This window comes from Streptomyces sp. NPDC051211 (assembly GCF_040689505.1).
Classification (GTDB): domain Bacteria; phylum Actinomycetota; class Actinomycetes; order Streptomycetales; family Streptomycetaceae; genus Streptomyces.
On the sequence record NZ_JBFBAV010000001.1, the window covers coordinates 506,852 to 523,932 of the forward strand.

Genomic DNA, 17,081 nt, shown 5'->3' on the forward strand with positions numbered 1-17,081 from the left:
GGGCCGGGGGATCTAGGGTGCGGGGATGGACTTCGATCCGTGGGACCCCGCGTTCGTTGCCGATCCCTACCCCGCATACCGGGAGTTGCGGGCGCAGGGGCGGGCCATGTGGTGTGAAGCGACCGGGCAGTGGCTGGTGCCGCACCATGCGGATGTGAGTGCGCTGCTGCGGGACCGGCGGCTGGGGCGGACGTATCTGCACCGGTTCTCCCACGAGGAGTTCGGCCGGACGGCGCCTCCCCCGGAGCACGAGCCGTTCCACGTGCTGAACGCCAACGGGTTGCTGGATCTGGAGGATCCTGCGCACGGTCGGGTGCGGCGTCTGGTGTCGAAGGCGTTCACTCCGCGGACGGTGGAGCAGTTGGCGCCCACGGTGCGGCGGATGGCGCGTGAGCTGGTGGCCGGGTTCGTCGCGGAGGGCGGCGGGGATCTGCTGACGGCGGTCGCCGAGCCACTGCCGGTGGCGGTGATCGCCGAGCTGCTGGGGGTGCCGGAGGGGGACCGGGGCTTGTTGCGGCCGTGGTCCGCGGACATCTGCGGCATGTTCGAGCTGCGGCCGAGCGAGGAGGCGGCCCGGCGGGCGGTCGCCGCGTCGGTCGAGTTCAGTGCCTATCTGCGCGGGCTGATCGGGCAGCGGCGCGCGGATCCCGGGGAGGATCTGATCTCGGCGCTGATCGCCGCCCACGACGAGGAGGGGCGGCTCAGCGAGCAGGAGATGATCTCCACCTGTGTGCTGCTGCTCAACGCGGGCCACGAGGCCACCGTCAATACGACGGTGAACGGGTGGTGGGCGCTGTTCCGGAATCCGGAGCAGTTGCGGGAGCTGCGGGAGCGTCCCGCCGAAAAGTTGTCCACAGCTGTGGATGAACTGATGCGCTACGACACCCCGCTGCAGATGTTCGAGCGCTGGGTGCTGGACGACGTACGGATCGGGGACACCGTCCTGCCGCGCGGCAGCGAGGTGGCTCTGCTGTTCGGCTCGGCCAACCGGGATCCGGCCCGGTTCGAGCGCCCCGACGAGCTGGACCTGGTACGGCGGGAGAACCCGCATCTCAGCTTCGGGGCCGGGATCCACTACTGCCTCGGGGCGCCGCTGGCCCGGCTGGAGCTCATGGCCTCCTTCGGCGCGTTCCTGGACTCGGACGTCCCGCCGCTGCAACTGGTGCGCGAGCCGCAGTGGCAGGACGGATACGTGATCCGCGGGCTGCGGGAGCTCCTCGTCACCTGCTAGGCGCTGCCGTCGAAGCCGTGGCCCGACCGCCCCGGTGGCCTCGGCCGGTGTGCTCAACCCGTGCCTGACACGCGCCCGTTAATGGCCGGACTTGGCCGCAACATGTCATAGGATTTTCATGTCGCACGCCGGGGGGGCACACAGGCATCCATTGCGATGCCGTGCTGCTGTGCCATGTCTGTTTCCGCGCAAATCCGCGCTTCCACAGCCTGTCCCCCGCGTATCTGCTTCGACAGACCACGGGGAGATCATGTTCTTTGCCAAGTCCTCGCGCCGTCGCTCCGGCCTCGCCGCCGCCGCGACCGGTATAGCCGCGGCGCTGATGGCCACCCTGGCCGCGCCCGCCAACGCCGCGGCGCAGTCGGCCGAGCCGACCGACGCCGAGCTGATGAGCATCATCAAGAACTACACCGACACCAACCCGGTCGGTCCTGAGAAGGACGCGCTGATCATCGGCGGCAGCCAGGCCAGCATCAAGCAGTACCCGTACATGGCCCAGGTCTTCTCGACGGACAGCCAGAACCGCGGCTACTTCTGCAGCGGTGCGGTCGTCTCCCCGACCAAGATCCTGACCGCCGCCCACTGCGTGGTCAACCGCAACTGGAAGAAGGGCGCCGTCGTCACCGGTGCGACCCACCGTGCCGACAGCAGCAGCCTGTACGGCGGCAAGGTGTTCGCCGTCAAGAAGGCGTGGGCGCACCCGGCCTACAACGCCAGCAAGATCGACAACGACGTGGCCGTGCTGACCCTCGCGAAGCCCACGAACGCCAAGCCGATCAAGGTCACCACCTCCTCGGACAAGGCCTCCTACAAGCCGGGCACCAGCGCCCTGGCGCTCGGCTGGGGCCGCACCAGCTCCAAGAGCCCGAACCTCTCGCCCAACCTGAAGAAGGCGTGGATGCCCATCCAGGCCGACTCCAAGTGCAGCAGCCCGAACGTCTGGGGCAACCGCTTCATCAAGGGCCACATGCTCTGCGTCGGCAAGCCGGCCAGCGGCAGCAACGCGGGCACCACGACCATCTGCAACGGTGACTCGGGCGGCCCGCTCGTCGTCAACGGCCGTGTGGTCGGCATCACCTCGTGGGTCGTCAAGGACTGCGTGTGGAAGGGCGCCTACCCGGTGTTCGTGAAGTACAGCTGGTACGCGAACACCGTCTCGAAGCAGCTGCGCAACTAGCTTCGTCCGAACCCTTCGGACCCTTCGGACTGTTCGGCCTCTTCGCACCCTTCGGGCCGTTCAGGCCGTTCGGACCTTCCGACGCCCGCTGCCCCGGCTTCACAGCCGGGGCAGCGGGCGTTCGCGTGCCGGCTGGAGCGGGGCCGGGGCCCGGGTCCGGCGGTGCCGGGTCCGGCGGTGCCGTCGGCGCCCGCCCCGTCAGGAGGGGTCGCGGGGAACCGTCAGGCCCCACGCCGCCGGCCGCATCGTCCACGTCCGACGCCGCACCGGCCCCGCCACCGCATGATCGGCCCGATACCGGAAATCCGCCCCCGACACCGTCACCGAACGGGCCAACGCCGTCACCGTGCCCTGCGAATCACCCGTACGGACGACCACCTCGGCCAGCCCGTCCCGCCCCGCCACCGACACGTCCTCCACCGGCCGGTCCACATCCGCCAGCAGCACCCCGTCCGCCTCCACCCGCAGCCGGTACACCGCCGCCACCTGCGCCGCAGCCCCCGCCCCGGCCACCGGCGGGCGCCCCAGGGTCCGTACCAGCGACCGGCACGCACTCCACACCGACCGCGCCGCCACCGGCCGCCGCGCACCCGCCACCGGCCGCAGCGGCGGAATCCGCAGCCCGCCCAGGACCACCCCGTCGCTGTCGTCCACCAGCAGGTCGTACGTCCGCACCGCGCCGTCCAGCACCGCCCGCGCCGCCGCCACCGTGCCCGTCGGAACACCCAGCGCGTGCGCCAGCGGCAGCGCCGACACCGGGCCCACCGGCACCAGCGACAGCGCCCCCGCCGCAGCCAGCGCCCGCTCCCGGTGCAACAGCCCCACCGTCCGCACGAGCGCCCGGTCGTCCCCCACGATCACCGGGCGCCGATGACCCCGGCGGGCAAGCGCCCGCGCGAACTCCTCAGGGGTCTCCGGGAGACAGATCTTCGCCGCCGCCCCCGCACTCAGCACGTCCTTCGCGATCCGCACGGACTCGCCGTCAAGGCGGCGGGCGACCGGGTCGACGAGCACCAGCAGGGCGCCTACCGGCGCGCCCGCCTCGCTCATGGTGGGCTCTGGAGCCGACACCTCGGTCCTTCCTCGGGTAGCATCTTTGTGCAAGAGCCCCTTGCGCTATTGCGCCAGGGGCTTCGTCTATTCCGGGGTACCGGTCCGACGGCTCAGCCTGCGGTGTACATCGTCGTACGCCCCCTGACCTTGGACATGCCCCATCCGGAAGAGGTGTACGCCTGTGCCCGCTCTTGTGCTGCTCGGAGCTCAGTGGGGTGACGAGGGCAAGGGAAAGGCCACCGACCTGCTCGGTGGATCCGTTGACTATGTGGTGCGCTACCAGGGCGGCAACAACGCCGGCCACACGGTTGTCGTAGGCGACCAGAAGTACGCGCTCCACCTTCTCCCTTCCGGAATCCTGTCCCCCGGCTGCACGCCGGTCATCGGCAACGGTGTCGTCGTCGACCCCTCCGTGTTGCTGTCCGAGCTCCGTGGGCTCAACGACCGCGGGATCGACACCTCCAAGCTGCTGATCAGCGGTAACGCCCACCTGATCACGCCGTACAACGTCACCCTCGACAAGGTCGGCGAGCGCTTCCTCGGCAAGCGCAAGATCGGTACCACTGGCCGCGGCATCGGCCCGACCTACGCCGACAAGATCAACCGTGTCGGTATCCGGGTCCAGGACCTGTACGACGAGTCGATCCTCGCCCAGAAGGTCGAAGCGGCGCTCGAAGGCAAGAACCAGCTGCTCGCCAAGGTCTACAACCGGCGGGCCATCGAGGCCGGCGCGATCGTCGAGGAGATGCTCCAGTACGCGGAGCAGATCCGTCCGTACGTCGCCGACACCACCCTCATCCTGAACGACGCGCTCGACCAGAACAAGGTCGTGCTGTTCGAGGGCGGCCAGGGCACCCTGCTCGACGTGGACCACGGCACGTACCCCTTCGTGACCTCGTCGAACCCGACCGCGGGCGGCGCCTGCACCGGTACCGGTGTCGGCCCGACGAAGATCTCGCGCGTCATCGGCATCCTCAAGGCGTACACCACGCGCGTCGGTGCCGGCCCGTTCCCGACCGAGCTGTTCGACCAGGACGGCGAGGACCTGCGCCGCATCGGCGGCGAGCGCGGCGTCACCACCGGCCGCGACCGCCGCTGCGGCTGGTTCGACGCGGTGATCGCCCGTTACGCCACCCGCGTCAACGGCCTCACCGACTTCTTCCTCACCAAGCTGGACGTGCTGACCGGCTGGGAGCAGATCCCGGTGTGCGTCGCGTACGAGATCGACGGCAAGCGCGTCGAGGAGCTCCCCTACTCGCAGACCGACTTCCACCACGCGAAGCCGGTGTACGAGTACCTGCCCGGCTGGTCCGAGGACATCACCAAGGCGAAGACCTTCGCCGACCTGCCCAAGAACGCGCAGGCGTACGTGAAGGCGCTCGAGGAGATGTCCGGCGCCCCGATCTCCGCGATCGGCGTCGGCCCGGGCCGCACCGAGACGATCGAGATCAACTCCTTCCTGTAGGCAACACCAGAACCACAGGAGCCTGTACGACACCCAAGGCGGGTCGCGCAAAACCTGCGCGACCCGCCTTCGGCATGCCCGGAGGCCCGCTGGGGCGGGGCGGGGCGCGGCGGTGGGGGCGGAGCCGGCTTGGCTTTTGCGCGCCCGGCCCGGGCCGCTCCTTTGGCCCCCGCTCGGGGCCGGGCCGGGGGCGGGGGCTTTGGCGCGGGCCGCTTCTTTTCCCCCACTCGGGGCCTGGGCGGGGCGGGGGTTTGCCACCCACCCCTGGAGGCTCCGGCCGGACGGAGGCCGGAGGCCGAGGTGGGGTTTGGGGCGCGCACGGCGCGGGCCCACTCCTTTGCCCCCGCTCGGAGCCGGGCCGGGGCGGCGGTATGCCACCCACCCCTGGAGGCTCCGGCCGGACGGAGGCCGGAGGCCGAGGTGGGGTTTGGGGCGCGCACGGCGCGGGCCCACTCCTTTGCCCCCGCTCGGAGCCGGGCCGGGCCGGCGGTATGCCACCCACCCCTGGAGGCTCCAGCCGGACGGAGGCCGGAGGCCGAGGTGGGGCTGCGCGGCGCACGGCGCCGGCCCATCGGCCTGCTGGACCGTACCCGCCCGGCCTCCGGCTGGGGCGGAGCCCCGCTTTCCGGCCTCGCCGGGGTGGGCTGCGGGGGTGGGGCGAAGCCCCCGCTTCCGGCTTCGCCGGGGTGGGGTGCGGGGTGGTGCGAAGCCCCGCTTCCGGTCCCGCCAAGGGTTGAGTGCAGGGGCCGGGCCGAGACCCCGCTCTCCAGCCTCGCCGGCGTTTGAGGCGCGGGGTCTGGGGCGGAGCCCCAGTTCGGGAAGGGGCGGGTAGGGGAACAGCCCCGCGCAGCGGACCCCGCCAAGCCGCGACCCCGCTCGACTGCTGAACGGCGGCTGGCCGAGGCCTGCCCTGCCAGGCCGGGCCGCTCTGTTGGGCGGGGCCGGGTATAGCTGGGGCTTCGCCCGGACCGAAGCCGGCGGCGGGCGGGGGCTGCCCGGCAGTCCCAGTGTCGTTCCGGGTCCGTCCGGGCCGTCAAGGGCGCTCCCTTCGGTCGCGTCGCTTCGCGATGTCGCTGCGCTCCACCCTTGACTGCCCGGCCGGCCCCGGAAAGACAAGGACTGTCGGGAAGCCCCGAAGGAACGGCATGGGGGGACAGGACCCCATACGGCCCCGCCCAGAAAGCTGGGCGGCGGCTGCCGCCCGACCGGCCGCCCTGACGGGCGGACAGCTCCGATTCCCCGAAGCCAAACCCGGGCAGCAGGCCCGAAGCCCCGGGCGGGCTCCGATTCCCCGAAGCCAGACCCAGGCAGCAGGGCCGGACGGCCCGGCGCGACGGATCGCTACGCGCTTCTCTCGGCATAGCGTCACCAGACCGTCTGTGGCCGGGCATAAGCCGCCAGTCGGTGCAGATCCGGCTGTCAGGCATCCTGCAGAAAACTTTTTTGCGCAGCCGTCACACCCCTGCGGTCCGGCGGGTCAGAGCAGTGACGGACTCAAGCCGGGGCAGCCCGCACCGGCAGTCACTCGAAGGGGATCCTCCGATGTCCACTGCTTACGTCATCGTCACCGTTCTGGCCGCCGTCATGGTGGGGTTCTCGGCCGTGTCGGTCTTCTTCCGCGCCAAGTGGGTCGTAGAGCCCCTCGCCGACTACGGCGTACCGCGGTCGTGGTGGACCTGGCTCGGTGTGGCCAAGGCCGCGGGCGCGATCGGACTGGTCGTCGGCCTGTTCGTTCCGGTCATCGGGGTCATCGCCGCGATCGGGACGGTGCTCTACTTCGCCGGTGCGGTGATCACGGTGATACGGGCCCGCTCGTACGCGCACATCGCCTTCCCGCTCATGTACGCGGCACCGGTGGTCGCCGCCATGGCACTGGCCTAGAGCGTGTCCGGCCGGTCGGGCCGGACCGCGACCCCTGGTGGTCGCACCCGGATGGCGGCTTTCGGCCCGCCCGTCGGTGGGGACACATGGGGGGTCTAGGAAGGGAGTGGCCCCATGGCGAGCAACGTCCACGTGCGCCAGAGCGGCGACGGGCAGGCGTTCTGGATGCTGAGCGGTCTCTACGAGGTCAAGGCATCGAGTGACGAGACCAACGGTGCGATGACGGTCATGGAGATGACCGTTCCGGTGGGGAGCGGCCCGCCGCCCCACACCCACTCCGGGTCCGAGAGCGTCTACGTCATCGAGGGGACGCTGCGCTATCACATCGGAGACGAGACCTTCGAAGGTGGACCGGGATCGTTTTTCCACATCCCCGAGGGCACACTCGAGCGGTTCGAGCCCACCAGCACGGCGCGGATCCTGGTCACCTACACGCCGGGCGGTATCGAAAAGTTCTTCGCCGAGGCGGGTGAACCGGCCCAGCGACGGGAGCTGCCACCCCAGTCGGACACGCCGCCGGACGTTGATCGCCTCATCGAGGTCGCCAAGCGGCACGGAATTCAGATGCGGCCGATGCCTGACGCCTAGCGTCTGCCGCAAAAGTCGCGTCATCGCCTAGAGCTCGGTGGTGAACCCACCGTGCGGACGGCCCAGGCCCTCACCTCCCGCACCGGCTCCACCAGGTGGGCGACGAGGCTCTGTCACGGGCGTCTCGCCCTGGGTTTCCTGCGGTTCGGCCCCTTTGACGCCGGGACCGGCGGTGGATCGGTGAGGCGCACCAGCGACATGCCGGTGCGTCCGCACGGTGGAGTCGACACGTCACCGGCCGCATCGGACTGGGACTGCACAGCAGTCAGGATGCGGCCTGGGCGTGAGGGCCCGTGTGCAAGACGGCGAACAGGCCCCGGGCGCGGGTGCCGTCCGGCATCTGCCAGGAGCCGGCGACATGGCCGGCCGTTTGCGGTGGCAGGAGAGGTGCGTTGTCCGGGGCGGGGCGCAGGAGGCGGTGCAAGCGGAGCGTCGTGCCGTTCGGTGCAGTCAGGGCGGTGCCCTCTTGGTCGTCGGTGGCCTTGGTGGTGAAGGTTGTGGGGGCGGAGGCTTCACCGGTGTAGGAGCAGGTGATCTCCCGGTCGGGCGTGTCGCTGGTGTTTTGGTCCTGGGCCTGGGCCCGGCCCTCGATCAGGGCCGGCAACTGGTCGACCAGCACCGGGTCGTGGCAGCCGTCGTAGGCCCAGCGCCGCCCCAGCACTCCGTGTTCCATGGTGCCGACGAGGGCGTGCTCCGCCCCGTCGAGCGGGGCGCCGCGGTAGGTGAGCGGCACCAGGTAGGCGGCCGGGTGAGTGCCGGAGGTGTCGGTGACCACCATGAACTCGATCCCGACCTCGCCCTGCGGGTCGTCCAGCCGGAAGCCGCCGGCCTTGGCCAGTTCCGGTTCGCCCGCGCCGCCGGCGTACCACGGCCGGGAGGGCAGCCAGGAGGTGAGCAGTTCCAGCTTGGACGGTTTGAGGACAGTGTGGTGGATGACGGCCATGCCGAGGATCTCTTCCGTTGAGCGGACGGGATCTTCACACCTTCCCATCCGGCGGGGCCGGACGGGTGGTTGTTCGCCCGACAAGATCCACACGTGTTTTGGCTCGTGTCCGGTGGATCAGGCCCCTAGCCGTTTTCCCTGATCGCTGCCTCGACCAGGACGCGTGCGGCCCAGGTCACCGTCTCCTGTTCGGCCTGCGGGTCGAGGCCGCGGACATCGCGGAGGGCGATCTGCGCCTCCCAGCCGACCACGATGGTCAGGGCCGAGATCAGGTGTTGGAACGCCTCGTCGCTCAGGGTGCCGCGGAGCGGTTCGCAGGCCTGTTCCAGCCATTCCACCCGGCGGGGGCCGCGGCGCGGGGTTGCCGGCTCCGGGGTGTCGCTCGTCGGCGGATCGACGGTCAGGCGGATCAGTCGGCGGCCCAGGGGAAGCGATTGCGGTGAGTGTGCCAGCAGGGTCCGGATGAGGGCGTCCACGCGTGCTGCGGCGTCGTCGGCGAGCGTGGGGTCGGCCAGTGCCGCCTCGACCGGGGGCTCGTTGATCGCGCGGGCGGTCGCGTCGATCAGCAGGTGGTCGAGGGTCGGGAAGTACGTGTAGATCGTGCGGCGTGACACGTCGGCGGCCGCCGCGATCTCGTCGATGGAAGGCGTCGCTCCGCCGGCGCTCAGTCGGACCGCCGCTTCGACGATCGCCTTGCGGGTGCGGCGGCGCTGGGCTTCGCGTCCGCCGCGGCGGACTGGATCGTCACTGGTCATCGTGCCCTGTGGCTCCCGGGTCGAGTGGGGTGGCGGTGTCTTGACGGCCACTCACCCTATGAGTATATCTTCATGCAGTCACTGCACAGGAGTGCAATGACTGCACTGTTGGGGGATTCTATGGCTCAGGTCACACGGGTGGGTCCGTCACAGGGATCGGGGCGTCGGTGTCTCTTGTCCGACAGGCGGAGACGAGAGATCAGGGAGGCATCATGAGCAAGGTCTGGTTCGTTACCGGTTCGTCGCGTGGTTTGGGCCGCAGCTTCGTCGAGGCTGCGCTGTCGCGCGGCGACGAGGTGGCCGCGACCGCCCGGAACGCCGGAAGCCTTGACGAGCTGGTCGCCGCCCATGGCGACGCGGTTCTCCCCCTCGAACTGGACGTGACCGACAAGGCGGCCGTCTTCGAGGGCGTGAAGCGGGCCAAGGAGCACTTCGGCCGTCTTGACGTCATCGTGAACAACGCGGGTTACGCGCAGATCGGCGCCATCGAGGAGCTGACCGAGCAGCAGCTGCGCGACCAGTTCGAAACCAATCTGTTCGGCGCAGTGTGGGTCCTCCAGGCCGCGCTGCCCTACCTGCGCGAGCAGGGCGCGGGGCACATAGTCCAGCTGTCCTCGGTCGCCGGGCTCGTCGCGATGCCGCTGGGGGGCGCGTACCAGGCTTCCAAGTGGGCGCTCGAAGCCCTGAATGAAACCGTCGCCCAGGAGGTCGCCGAGTTCGGCATCAAGGTGACCGTGGTCGAGCCGGCCGGCTTCGCCACCAGGTCCGGCAAGAACCCGGATCCGCTCGCCAACGGTCACATGGCCGAGGCCAATCCGGTCTACGACGGCCTCCGCCGGCACCTCGCGGGGGCCATGGGAAAGCAGCCGGCCGGCGACCCGGCCGCCGCGGCCCGGGCACTCCTCAAGATCGTCGACTCCGACGACCCGCCCCTGCGGGTCCTCTTCGGCCAGGGCTTCCACCAGATGCTCCAGCAGGCCTACGCCGACCGGCTCAAGACCTGGGCCGACTGGCAGGACCTTTCGGTGGAGGCTCACGGCAACCTCCACCGAGCAGATCGATGACCCCGGCCGGGTTCTCGAAGCCACGCCTGTCTTGTGTCCGAACCCCTGAAACGAAGGAGTCACCATGACTGAGAACACGCATGTGGTCGTGATCGGCGGCGGTTACGCCGGCGTCATGGCGGCCAATCGCCTGACGCAGCGCGACGACGTGACCGTGACGCTGATCAACCCGCGCCCGACCTTCGTCGAGCGGATCCGCCTGCACCAGGTGGTGGGCGGGTCCCACGACGCTGTCGTCGACTACCGAGAGGTCCTGGCCGAGGGCGTCCGGCTGGTGGTCGACACCGTGGCACGGATCGACGCGGCCGGGCGCAACGTGACGGTGGCGGCCGGGGGCACGGTCGGTTACGACTACCTGATCTACGCGGTGGGCAGTGGCAGCGCCGACCCCCGCGTCCGAGGGGTGGCCGAGTTCGCTTACCCGATCGCCACCTTGGAGGAGGCGCAGCGACTGCGGCCGGTCCTCGACGCGGCGCCCGCAACGGCCGCGGTGACGGTCGTCGGGGCGGGCCCGACCGGCATGGAGACGGCCGCCGAACTGGCGGAGGCGGGCCGCAACGTGACCCTGGTCTGCGGAGGGGTGCTCGGCCCGTACCTGCACCCGCAGGGCCGGCGCTCGGTCGCCAAGCGGCTGGCCGGACTCGGGGTGACCGTGCTCGAAGGCCCCGGCGCGTTGGTGACGGCGGTGACCCGCGACGCCGTGCAGCTCGGCAGCGGCCGGGAGCTGCCGAGCAACGTGACGATCTGGACCACCGGGTTCGGCGTCCCGGACCTGGCCGTGCGCAGCGGGCTGAGCACCGATGCCCTGGGCCGCCTGCTCACGGACGAGACGTTGACCAGCGTGGACGACGTACGCATCGTCGCGGCCGGGGATTCGGCGGCACCGTCGGGCCTGCCGTTCCGGATGAGCTGCCAGGCCGCCAGGCCGCTCGGCGCCCATGCCGCCGATACGGTGCTCAACCGGATCGCAGGTGAGCGACCCGCGGCCTTCAGCCTGGGGTTCGCCGGGCAGTGCATCAGCCTGGGCCGACGTGTCGGCATCTTCCAGTTCGCCCACAAGGATGACACCGCGAAGAGGCTGTTCATCGGTGGCCGGCCCGGCGCCAAGCTGAAGGAGTTCGTTTGCAAGCACACCGTCAAGGGGCTGGCCGACGAGGCGCGCAAGCCCGGTTCGCACACCTGGGTCAAGGACGACAGCCAGCGGCAGCAGCTGCAGGCCGAGCGCGGCGAGGCGCCGGCCACCGCTGCACAGGCGGCCTGATCGGGCACGTTCACCCCGGGACGTCACCGATCGGCGTGCGCAGGGTGCCGGTCAGGACGGTGACCGCGTGGCCGGTGAGGTGGATGCGGTCGCCGTGCACGCCCGTGCGGACCAGGCCGGTGCGTGCGGAGGCCTGGAGGCCGGTGAGTTCGTCGCGGCCGAGTCGCGCGGACCAGTACGGGGCGAGCACCGTGTGGGCGCTGCCGGTGACCGGGTCTTCGGGGATGCCGCTGGCCGGCGCGAAGAAGCGGGAGACGTAGTCGTACGCCCCGGACGCGCCCGCCGGGGCCGTGATGATCACACCGCGCAGCCCTTCGCGGCGCGTCAGTGCGGCCACCGCGTCCGGATCGGGGATCACGGACCGGACGGCGGCCTCGTCGGGCAGGACGGCCAGCAGGTCGCCGAGCCCGGCGGCCCGGAACGTGGCCTCCGGGCTGACCCCCAGGGCCTCGGACAGCCCGTCCGGTACGGGGACTTCGGCGCCGGGGGCGGCCGGGAAGTCCAGGGTGATGCTGCCGTCCCGGTGGGCGCGCGTTTCGAGGACGCCGTACCGGCGGCTGGTGAACCGTACGGTCCCGGAGAGGGCCCGCTCGGTGCGCAGGACGTGTGCCGTGGCCAGGGTGGCGTGGCCGCACAGCTTGGCCTCGACGAGCGGGGTGAACCAGCGGATCGCCCAGTCGGCCTCGGACAGCGGGAGGGCGAATGCCGTCTCCGAGTGGTTCATCTCGGCCGCGACCTGCTGCATCCAGGTGTCCTCCGGCCACGCTCCCGCGGGCAGGAGACACACTCCCGCCGGGTTCCCGGCGAACGGACGATCGGTGAAGGCGTCAACCACGTGCATGTGCATTCGAGGACCGTAGGGGTCCCGAGTGGGGCCCGGCCAAGGCCAATTCGGAGCGAATGGACTGGCCCGATGATCCGATCTCATACCGCACGGAATGGTCGAGGCCGGTGGTGTCCGCGCACGTTGCCCGTGTCGCCGGGGCGCTTCGGGTGTGCGACTGCTATCCCTTTGATCGATTTGTTCTGCTTCGTGCCCCTGGGAGAGGAAAGTCATGGGTGACGCAAGTCTGCAGGCCCCCCGAGGACGTATGAGGGCGATGACCGTCGGCGCGCTGGTGGCGCTGCTGGCCTTGGCGCCTGCCGCACACGCAGCGGACTCGGTGGGGAAGGCCGGTGAGAAGGGCGCACCGTTCGCGCAGGCCTGGGGCGCGGACAACGTCGGGCAGCTGGGCAACGGCGCCCCCAACTCCGGCACCAATGTCCCCGTCACGGTCTCGAACCTGACGGGGATCACGGGCCTCGCCGCCGGCCTCGACTTCAGTCTGGCGCTGCTGAGCGACGGCACGGTGTGGGCCTGGGGCAGCGACAACAACGGACAGCTGGGCAACGGTGGCACCAACACCAACAGCTCCGTCCCCGTCCAGGTCCCGAACCTGACCGGGGTCAAGGCCATCGCCGCCGGCGACCAATTCGCTCTGGCGCTGCTGAAGGACGGCACGGTCCGGTCCTGGGGCGACGACGACAACGGGCAGCTGGGTGACGGCGGCACCAACACCGACAGCCCCGTCCCCGTCACGGTCACGGACCTCAGGGGGGTAACGGCCATCTCCGGCGGCGACGACCACAGTCTGGCGCTGCTGAGGGACGGCACGGTCCGGTCCTGGGGCGATGACGACAACGGGCAGCTGGGTGACGGCGGCACCAACACCGACAGCCCCGTCCCCGTCACCGTCTCGAACCTGACCAGGGTGCAGGGAGTGGCCGCCGGCGGCAACCACAGTCTGGCGTTCCTCCGGAACGGCACGGTCCGGTCCTGGGGCGACGACAGCTCCGGGCAGCTGGGTGACGGCGGCACCAACACCGACAGCCCCGTCCCCGTCACCGTCTCCGACCTCACCGGGGTACGGGCGGTGGCCGCCGGCCGCTTCCACAGTCTGGCGCTGCTGAAGGACGGCACGGTCCGATCCTGGGGCCGCGACGCCTCCGGGCAGCTGGGTGACGGCGGCACCAACACCGACAGCCCCGTCCCCGTTACGGTGTCGAACCTGACCGGGGTCAAGGCCATCGCCACCACCGAGGACCACAACCTGGCCATCCGGTCCTTCTGCGACTGCGGCAAGCGCGGCGACAAGACCGACAGCACCGGAAACATCGTCTTCGCCTGGGGTGAGAACGGCAGCGGGCAGCTGGGCAACGGCAGCACCACGGATGCCAATGTGCCGGTGGCAGCGGTCACCGCGATCAAGAACGTCGCCCACATCGCGGCCGGCGGTGCGCACAGCCTGGCGGCCTGACCTCTTCACCGCACCGACAGCCAAGGGGCCTTAGCGGCCACACAGAGCAGAGGCACCGCCGTGGCCGTGCCGGCCTCCCCCGAGGCCGGCACGGCCACCGGCCTGTGAGCAGCCGTTTGCGCGTGCCGAAGCGGACTTGGTGCAAGGGCTGCCGCTTCACCAGGCGAGCTGGGCGATCTCCTCCGCCACCACCGCGCAGGCGTCCGCGGCCGGGTCGATCAGGGGGAAGTGACCGACGCCGGCCAGCAGGGTCAGGCCGACCGTCTCGCCCGCCTTCGCGGCGGCGGCCACGTAGGACTCGGAGACGGAGGCCGGGACCACGATGTCGTCGCGGCCGTGGACTACCGCGGTGGCGATGCCGGTCGGGAGGAGCGCGGCCGGGTCGGCGTACGGAAGGCGGGACCGGAAGAAGTCCGGGCCGCCCAGGAGTTGGCCGGCGGCACCCCCGCAGACGCCGAGTTCCTCGGCCGCCGTGAAGTCCGCGATGGGGGCCAGTGCCACCACGCCGCGCAGCTGCGGCGGTGAAGGCAGCCGCCAGGCGGAATCGGCGGGCAGGACGTGGCGGGCGGCTGCCCAGAGGGCGAGCTGGCCGCCGGCCGAGTGGCCGGTCAGGACCGTGCGGCGGACGTCCGCCGCGGGGAGGTGGGCCGATGCCAGGTCCGGGAGGGCGTCCAGGGCGGCGGCGACGTCGTCGAAGGTGTCCGGCCAGCGGCCGGCGACCGGACCGGCCGCGCCCTGGTGCGGAAGCGCGCTGCCGCGCCGGTACTCCACGTTGGCCACCGCGAATCCGCGGCGGGCCAGGAAGTCGGCGAACGGGGTGATGTGCTGCCGGTCGTACGGGGCGCGCCAGGCGCCGCCGTGCAGGACGACGACCAGGGGGGCGAGCAGCGGTGTGGCCGGGGGTGCGGCCAAGGGGCTGCCGGCCGCGTCCCCGCGCGGGGCGTAGAAGTCGATGACCTGGTCGGGGTGTTCGCCGTACGGGGCGGTCGCGTCGGGGGCCACCGGCGGGTGGGAGAAGGCCGAAGCTTCCTCGGCGGCGTCCCGTTCCACTGCGGGGTCCGTCATCGGCTCGACACCTCTCGGTACGCGGGGGACAGCTGGGACACATGTTCCGGGCAGCGGGACGGTATCAGGCCGGAAGGAGGGGATCCGTTCCAGCCGGAGGGAGCGGATCGGTTCCGGCCGGGCGCGGGCGGAGCCGCAGCTCCGCCCGCGCCCCGGGCGTGACGTTCCGCCAGGCCCGCGTGATCATCACCCGTAAATGTGACCCAGTGTCCGTGCCGCACGCTCCGCGTCGGCGAATCCGACGTACAGCGGGGTGAACCCGAAGCGGAGGACGTCCGGGGCGCGGAAGTCGCCGACCACGCCGCGTGCGATGAGCTCGCGCATGACGGCGGCCGCGTTCTCGGTGCGCAACGAGATCTGGCTGCCGCGCTCCGCGTGGTCCGCCGGGGTCACCGACTCCACCCGGCCCGCCGGCACGTAGGCCTCGACGCATTCCAGGAAGAAGTCCGTCAGGGCGAGGGACTTGCGGCGGACGGCGTCGACCGAGACGCCTTCCCAGGCGTCCAGGGCGGCTTCGAGGGCCAGCATGGACAGGATGTCCGGGGTGCCGACCCGGCCCCGTACCGGGCCTTCGGCCGGGGTGTAGTCGGGGGTCATCGCGAACGGGTCCGCGTGCGAGTTCCACCCCGGGAGGGGGGAGTCGAAGGCGGCCTGGTGGCGTTCGGCGACGTACAGGTACGCGGGCGAACCGGGGCCGCCGTTCAGGTACTTGTACGTACAGCCGACCGCCAGGTCGACCCCGTGCGCGTTCAGGCCGACCGGCAGGGCGCCCGCGCTGTGGCACAGGTCCCAGACGGCGAGGGCGCCCGCGGCCTGGACGGCCGCGGTGAGTCCGGGCAGGTCGTGCAGGCGGCCGGAGCGGTAGTCCACGTGGTTGAGGAGCACCGCGGCAGTACGCGGACCGAGCGCGTCCGGTACGGCCGCCGGCTCCACCGGGATCAGCTTCATGCCGGTCATGCGGGCCGCGGAGGCCGCGATGTAGCCGTCCGTGGGGAAGGTGGTGGCGTCGACCAGGAGTTCGTCCCGGCCGGGGCCCCGGCCGTCGCCGGCGCCGGCGGCCAGCCGGGCGGCCGCCACCAGCGCCTTGAAGAGGTTCACACTGGTGGAGTCGCCGACCACGATCCGGCCGGGGGCGGCGCCCACCAGCGGGGCGATCCGGTCGCCGATCCGCTCGGGGGCCGTCCACCAGCCGCTCTCGTCCCAGGAGCGGATGAGGAGCTCGCCCCACTGCCGGGACACGACGTCCGCCACGTGGGCGGGGACGGCTGCCGGGAGGGCGCCCAGGGAGTTGCCGTCCAGATAGACGAGGCCGTCCGGGAGTGTGAACCGCTCGCGCATCTTGCCGAGTTCGTCGGCCGCGTCGAGGGCCTCGGCACGTATGGAGAGCGGGGTCTCGGCCGCCGAAAAGGGGGTCTCAGACATGGCTGCGCGCCGTCCACAGCTCGGGGAAGACGTTCTTCGAGGCGCGCTTCTCCAGCCAGGCCACGCCGGCCGAGCCGCCCGTGCCGGTCTTCGCGCCCATCGCGCGGCGGGTGGCGACCAGGTGGTCGTTGCGCCAGCGCCAGACGAGCTCGGCGACATCGGTGAGGGCCTCGCCGAGGCGGACCAGGTCGTCGCCGTGCCGGTCGTCCGCCTCGTAGAGGGCGGCCCAGACGGCCTCCACCTCCGGCGAGGGCTCGTACCGCTGGGAGAGGTCGCGGTGCAGGACGCTCTCCGGGACGGCGTGGCCGCGGCGGGCCAGCAGGCGCAGCACCTCGTCGTACAGGCTGGGCTCCTGGAGGGCCTTCTCCAGTTCCGCGTGGACGCGGGGCGCGCCGCGGTGCGGGACGAGCATGGAGGCGGACTTCTCGCCGAGCAGGAATTCCATCCGCCGGTACATCGCGGACTGGAAGCCGGAGCCCTCGCCGAGTGCGGAGCGGTAGGCGTTGAACTGGCCGGGGGTGAGCTGGGCCAGCGGGCGCCAGGAGGCGTTCAGGGACTCCAGCTCGTAGGTGGATCGTTTCAGCGCGTCCAGCGCGACATCGATGCGGTCCTCGCCGAGGGCGCGGGCCGCGGTCTCCCACTCGTGGACGATGACGGTGAACCACAGCTCCATGACCTGGGTGGTGACCAGGAAGACCATCTCGCCCGGGTCGTCCGAGCGGAGGTGCTGGAGGTGGGTGAGGACGTCCGCCTGGACGTAGTCCTCGTACGGGGTCGTGCCAGCGAAGTCGAGGTTCGGGGTGTCCGAACCGCCGGCTCCGGAGGCATCAAGGGCGTGCGACATTTCTGTCTCCTCGACACGAACTTCCGGGTAGCGGT

The 17,081-nt window shown here is 71.3% G+C and carries 15 protein-coding genes; 8 read left to right on the forward strand and 7 right to left on the reverse strand.

Annotated elements, in window-relative coordinates; translation table 11 throughout:
• Positions 1-25: 25 nt before the first annotated feature.
• Positions 26-1,231: a cytochrome P450 gene (locus AB0447_RS02440; RefSeq protein ID WP_366474544.1), complete on the forward strand. Its 1,206-nt coding sequence runs from the start codon at positions 26-28 to the stop codon at positions 1,229-1,231.
• 250 nt (positions 1,232-1,481) lie between these two features.
• Entirely contained in the window at positions 1,482-2,408 is a 927-nt protein-coding gene (locus AB0447_RS02445) for a serine protease (RefSeq protein WP_366474545.1), read from the forward strand.
• A 198-nt stretch (positions 2,409-2,606) separates the two neighbouring features.
• On the opposite strand, the gene AB0447_RS02450 is transcribed toward AB0447_RS02445, so the two are convergent.
• On the reverse strand, positions 2,607-3,458 hold the full coding sequence (locus AB0447_RS02450; RefSeq protein WP_366474676.1) for a diacylglycerol kinase: 852 nt from the start codon (positions 3,456-3,458) through the stop codon (positions 2,607-2,609).
• A gap of 184 nt (positions 3,459-3,642) precedes the next feature.
• Here AB0447_RS02450 and AB0447_RS02455 point away from each other — a divergent pair, with 184 nt between their 5' ends.
• The 3 genes from AB0447_RS02455 (at position 3,643) to AB0447_RS02465 (ending at position 7,395) form a co-directional block, all read left to right on the forward strand.
• Positions 3,643-4,926 carry an adenylosuccinate synthase gene (locus AB0447_RS02455; RefSeq protein WP_366474546.1) on the forward strand — a complete coding sequence of 428 codons (1,284 nt, stop codon included), beginning with the start codon at positions 3,643-3,645 and terminating at the stop codon, positions 4,924-4,926.
• 1,542 nt (positions 4,927-6,468) lie between these two features.
• A complete protein-coding gene (locus AB0447_RS02460) occupies positions 6,469-6,807 on the forward strand; it encodes a DoxX family protein (RefSeq protein WP_366474547.1) in 339 nt (112 codons plus the stop codon).
• A 114-nt stretch (positions 6,808-6,921) separates the two neighbouring features.
• Positions 6,922-7,395: a cupin domain-containing protein gene (locus AB0447_RS02465; protein WP_366474548.1), complete on the forward strand. Its 474-nt coding sequence runs from the start codon at positions 6,922-6,924 to the stop codon at positions 7,393-7,395.
• A gap of 265 nt (positions 7,396-7,660) precedes the next feature.
• On the opposite strand, the gene AB0447_RS02470 is transcribed toward AB0447_RS02465, so the two are convergent.
• Positions 7,661-8,338 (reverse strand): 1,4-alpha-glucan branching protein, encoded by a 678-nt coding sequence (locus AB0447_RS02470; protein ID WP_366474549.1) that lies wholly within the window; start codon positions 8,336-8,338, stop codon positions 7,661-7,663.
• Between the two features lie 125 nt (positions 8,339-8,463).
• Positions 8,464-9,093 (reverse strand): TetR/AcrR family transcriptional regulator, encoded by a 630-nt coding sequence (locus AB0447_RS02475; RefSeq protein WP_366474550.1) that lies wholly within the window; start codon positions 9,091-9,093, stop codon positions 8,464-8,466.
• A 212-nt stretch (positions 9,094-9,305) separates the two neighbouring features.
• Between AB0447_RS02475 and AB0447_RS02480 the strand changes: the two genes are divergently transcribed.
• Entirely contained in the window at positions 9,306-10,157 is an 852-nt protein-coding gene (locus AB0447_RS02480; protein ID WP_366474551.1) for an SDR family NAD(P)-dependent oxidoreductase, read from the forward strand.
• 64 nt (positions 10,158-10,221) lie between these two features.
• Positions 10,222-11,418 carry an FAD-dependent oxidoreductase gene (locus AB0447_RS02485; RefSeq protein WP_366474552.1) on the forward strand — a complete coding sequence of 399 codons (1,197 nt, stop codon included), beginning with the start codon at positions 10,222-10,224 and terminating at the stop codon, positions 11,416-11,418.
• 10 nt (positions 11,419-11,428) lie between these two features.
• Here the strand turns inward: AB0447_RS02485 and AB0447_RS02490 are convergent, their stop codons facing one another.
• Positions 11,429-12,265: a PhzF family phenazine biosynthesis protein gene (locus AB0447_RS02490; RefSeq protein WP_366474553.1), complete on the reverse strand. Its 837-nt coding sequence runs from the start codon at positions 12,263-12,265 to the stop codon at positions 11,429-11,431.
• A 244-nt stretch (positions 12,266-12,509) separates the two neighbouring features.
• Here AB0447_RS02490 and AB0447_RS02495 point away from each other — a divergent pair, with 244 nt between their 5' ends.
• Positions 12,510-13,715 carry a hypothetical protein gene (locus AB0447_RS02495; protein ID WP_366474554.1) on the forward strand — a complete coding sequence of 402 codons (1,206 nt, stop codon included), beginning with the start codon at positions 12,510-12,512 and terminating at the stop codon, positions 13,713-13,715.
• Between the two features lie 156 nt (positions 13,716-13,871).
• Here the strand turns inward: AB0447_RS02495 and AB0447_RS02500 are convergent, their stop codons facing one another.
• From AB0447_RS02500 to AB0447_RS02510, 3 genes are all read right to left on the reverse strand, one after another.
• Positions 13,872-14,780 (reverse strand): alpha/beta hydrolase, encoded by a 909-nt coding sequence (locus AB0447_RS02500; protein WP_366474555.1) that lies wholly within the window; start codon positions 14,778-14,780, stop codon positions 13,872-13,874.
• 186 nt (positions 14,781-14,966) lie between these two features.
• On the reverse strand, positions 14,967-16,202 hold the full coding sequence (gene kynU, locus AB0447_RS02505) for a kynureninase (RefSeq protein ID WP_366474556.1): 1,236 nt from the start codon (positions 16,200-16,202) through the stop codon (positions 14,967-14,969).
• A complete protein-coding gene (locus tag AB0447_RS02510; RefSeq protein WP_366474557.1) occupies positions 16,195-17,046 on the reverse strand; it encodes a tryptophan 2,3-dioxygenase family protein in 852 nt (283 codons plus the stop codon). Before AB0447_RS02510 ends, kynU begins: the two co-directional genes overlap by 8 nt.
• Positions 17,047-17,081 lie beyond the last annotated feature (35 nt).

Excerpts from the sequence above, each read along its gene's own strand:
- AB0447_RS02440 (WP_366474544.1), top strand. The coding sequence starts at position 26 with ATGGACTTCGATCCGTGGGACCCCGCGTTCGTTGCCGATCCCTACCCC.
- AB0447_RS02445 (WP_366474545.1), top strand. The coding sequence starts at position 1,482 with ATGTTCTTTGCCAAGTCCTCGCGCCGTCGCTCCGGCCTCGCCGCCGCC.
- AB0447_RS02450 (WP_366474676.1), bottom strand. The coding sequence starts at position 3,458 with ATGAGCGAGGCGGGCGCGCCGGTAGGCGCCCTGCTGGTGCTCGTCGAC.
- AB0447_RS02460 (WP_366474547.1), top strand. The coding sequence starts at position 6,469 with ATGTCCACTGCTTACGTCATCGTCACCGTTCTGGCCGCCGTCATGGTG.
- AB0447_RS02465 (WP_366474548.1), top strand. The coding sequence starts at position 6,922 with ATGGCGAGCAACGTCCACGTGCGCCAGAGCGGCGACGGGCAGGCGTTC.
- AB0447_RS02470 (WP_366474549.1), bottom strand. The coding sequence starts at position 8,338 with ATGGCCGTCATCCACCACACTGTCCTCAAACCGTCCAAGCTGGAACTG.
- AB0447_RS02475 (WP_366474550.1), bottom strand. The coding sequence starts at position 9,093 with ATGACCAGTGACGATCCAGTCCGCCGCGGCGGACGCGAAGCCCAGCGC.
- AB0447_RS02480 (WP_366474551.1), top strand. The coding sequence starts at position 9,306 with ATGAGCAAGGTCTGGTTCGTTACCGGTTCGTCGCGTGGTTTGGGCCGC.
- AB0447_RS02485 (WP_366474552.1), top strand. The coding sequence starts at position 10,222 with ATGACTGAGAACACGCATGTGGTCGTGATCGGCGGCGGTTACGCCGGC.
- AB0447_RS02490 (WP_366474553.1), bottom strand. The coding sequence starts at position 12,265 with ATGCACATGCACGTGGTTGACGCCTTCACCGATCGTCCGTTCGCCGGG.
- AB0447_RS02495 (WP_366474554.1), top strand. The coding sequence starts at position 12,510 with ATGAGGGCGATGACCGTCGGCGCGCTGGTGGCGCTGCTGGCCTTGGCG.
- AB0447_RS02500 (WP_366474555.1), bottom strand. The coding sequence starts at position 14,780 with ATGACGGACCCCGCAGTGGAACGGGACGCCGCCGAGGAAGCTTCGGCC.
- kynU (WP_366474556.1), bottom strand. The coding sequence starts at position 16,202 with ATGTCTGAGACCCCCTTTTCGGCGGCCGAGACCCCGCTCTCCATACGT.
- AB0447_RS02510 (WP_366474557.1), bottom strand. The coding sequence starts at position 17,046 with ATGTCGCACGCCCTTGATGCCTCCGGAGCCGGCGGTTCGGACACCCCG.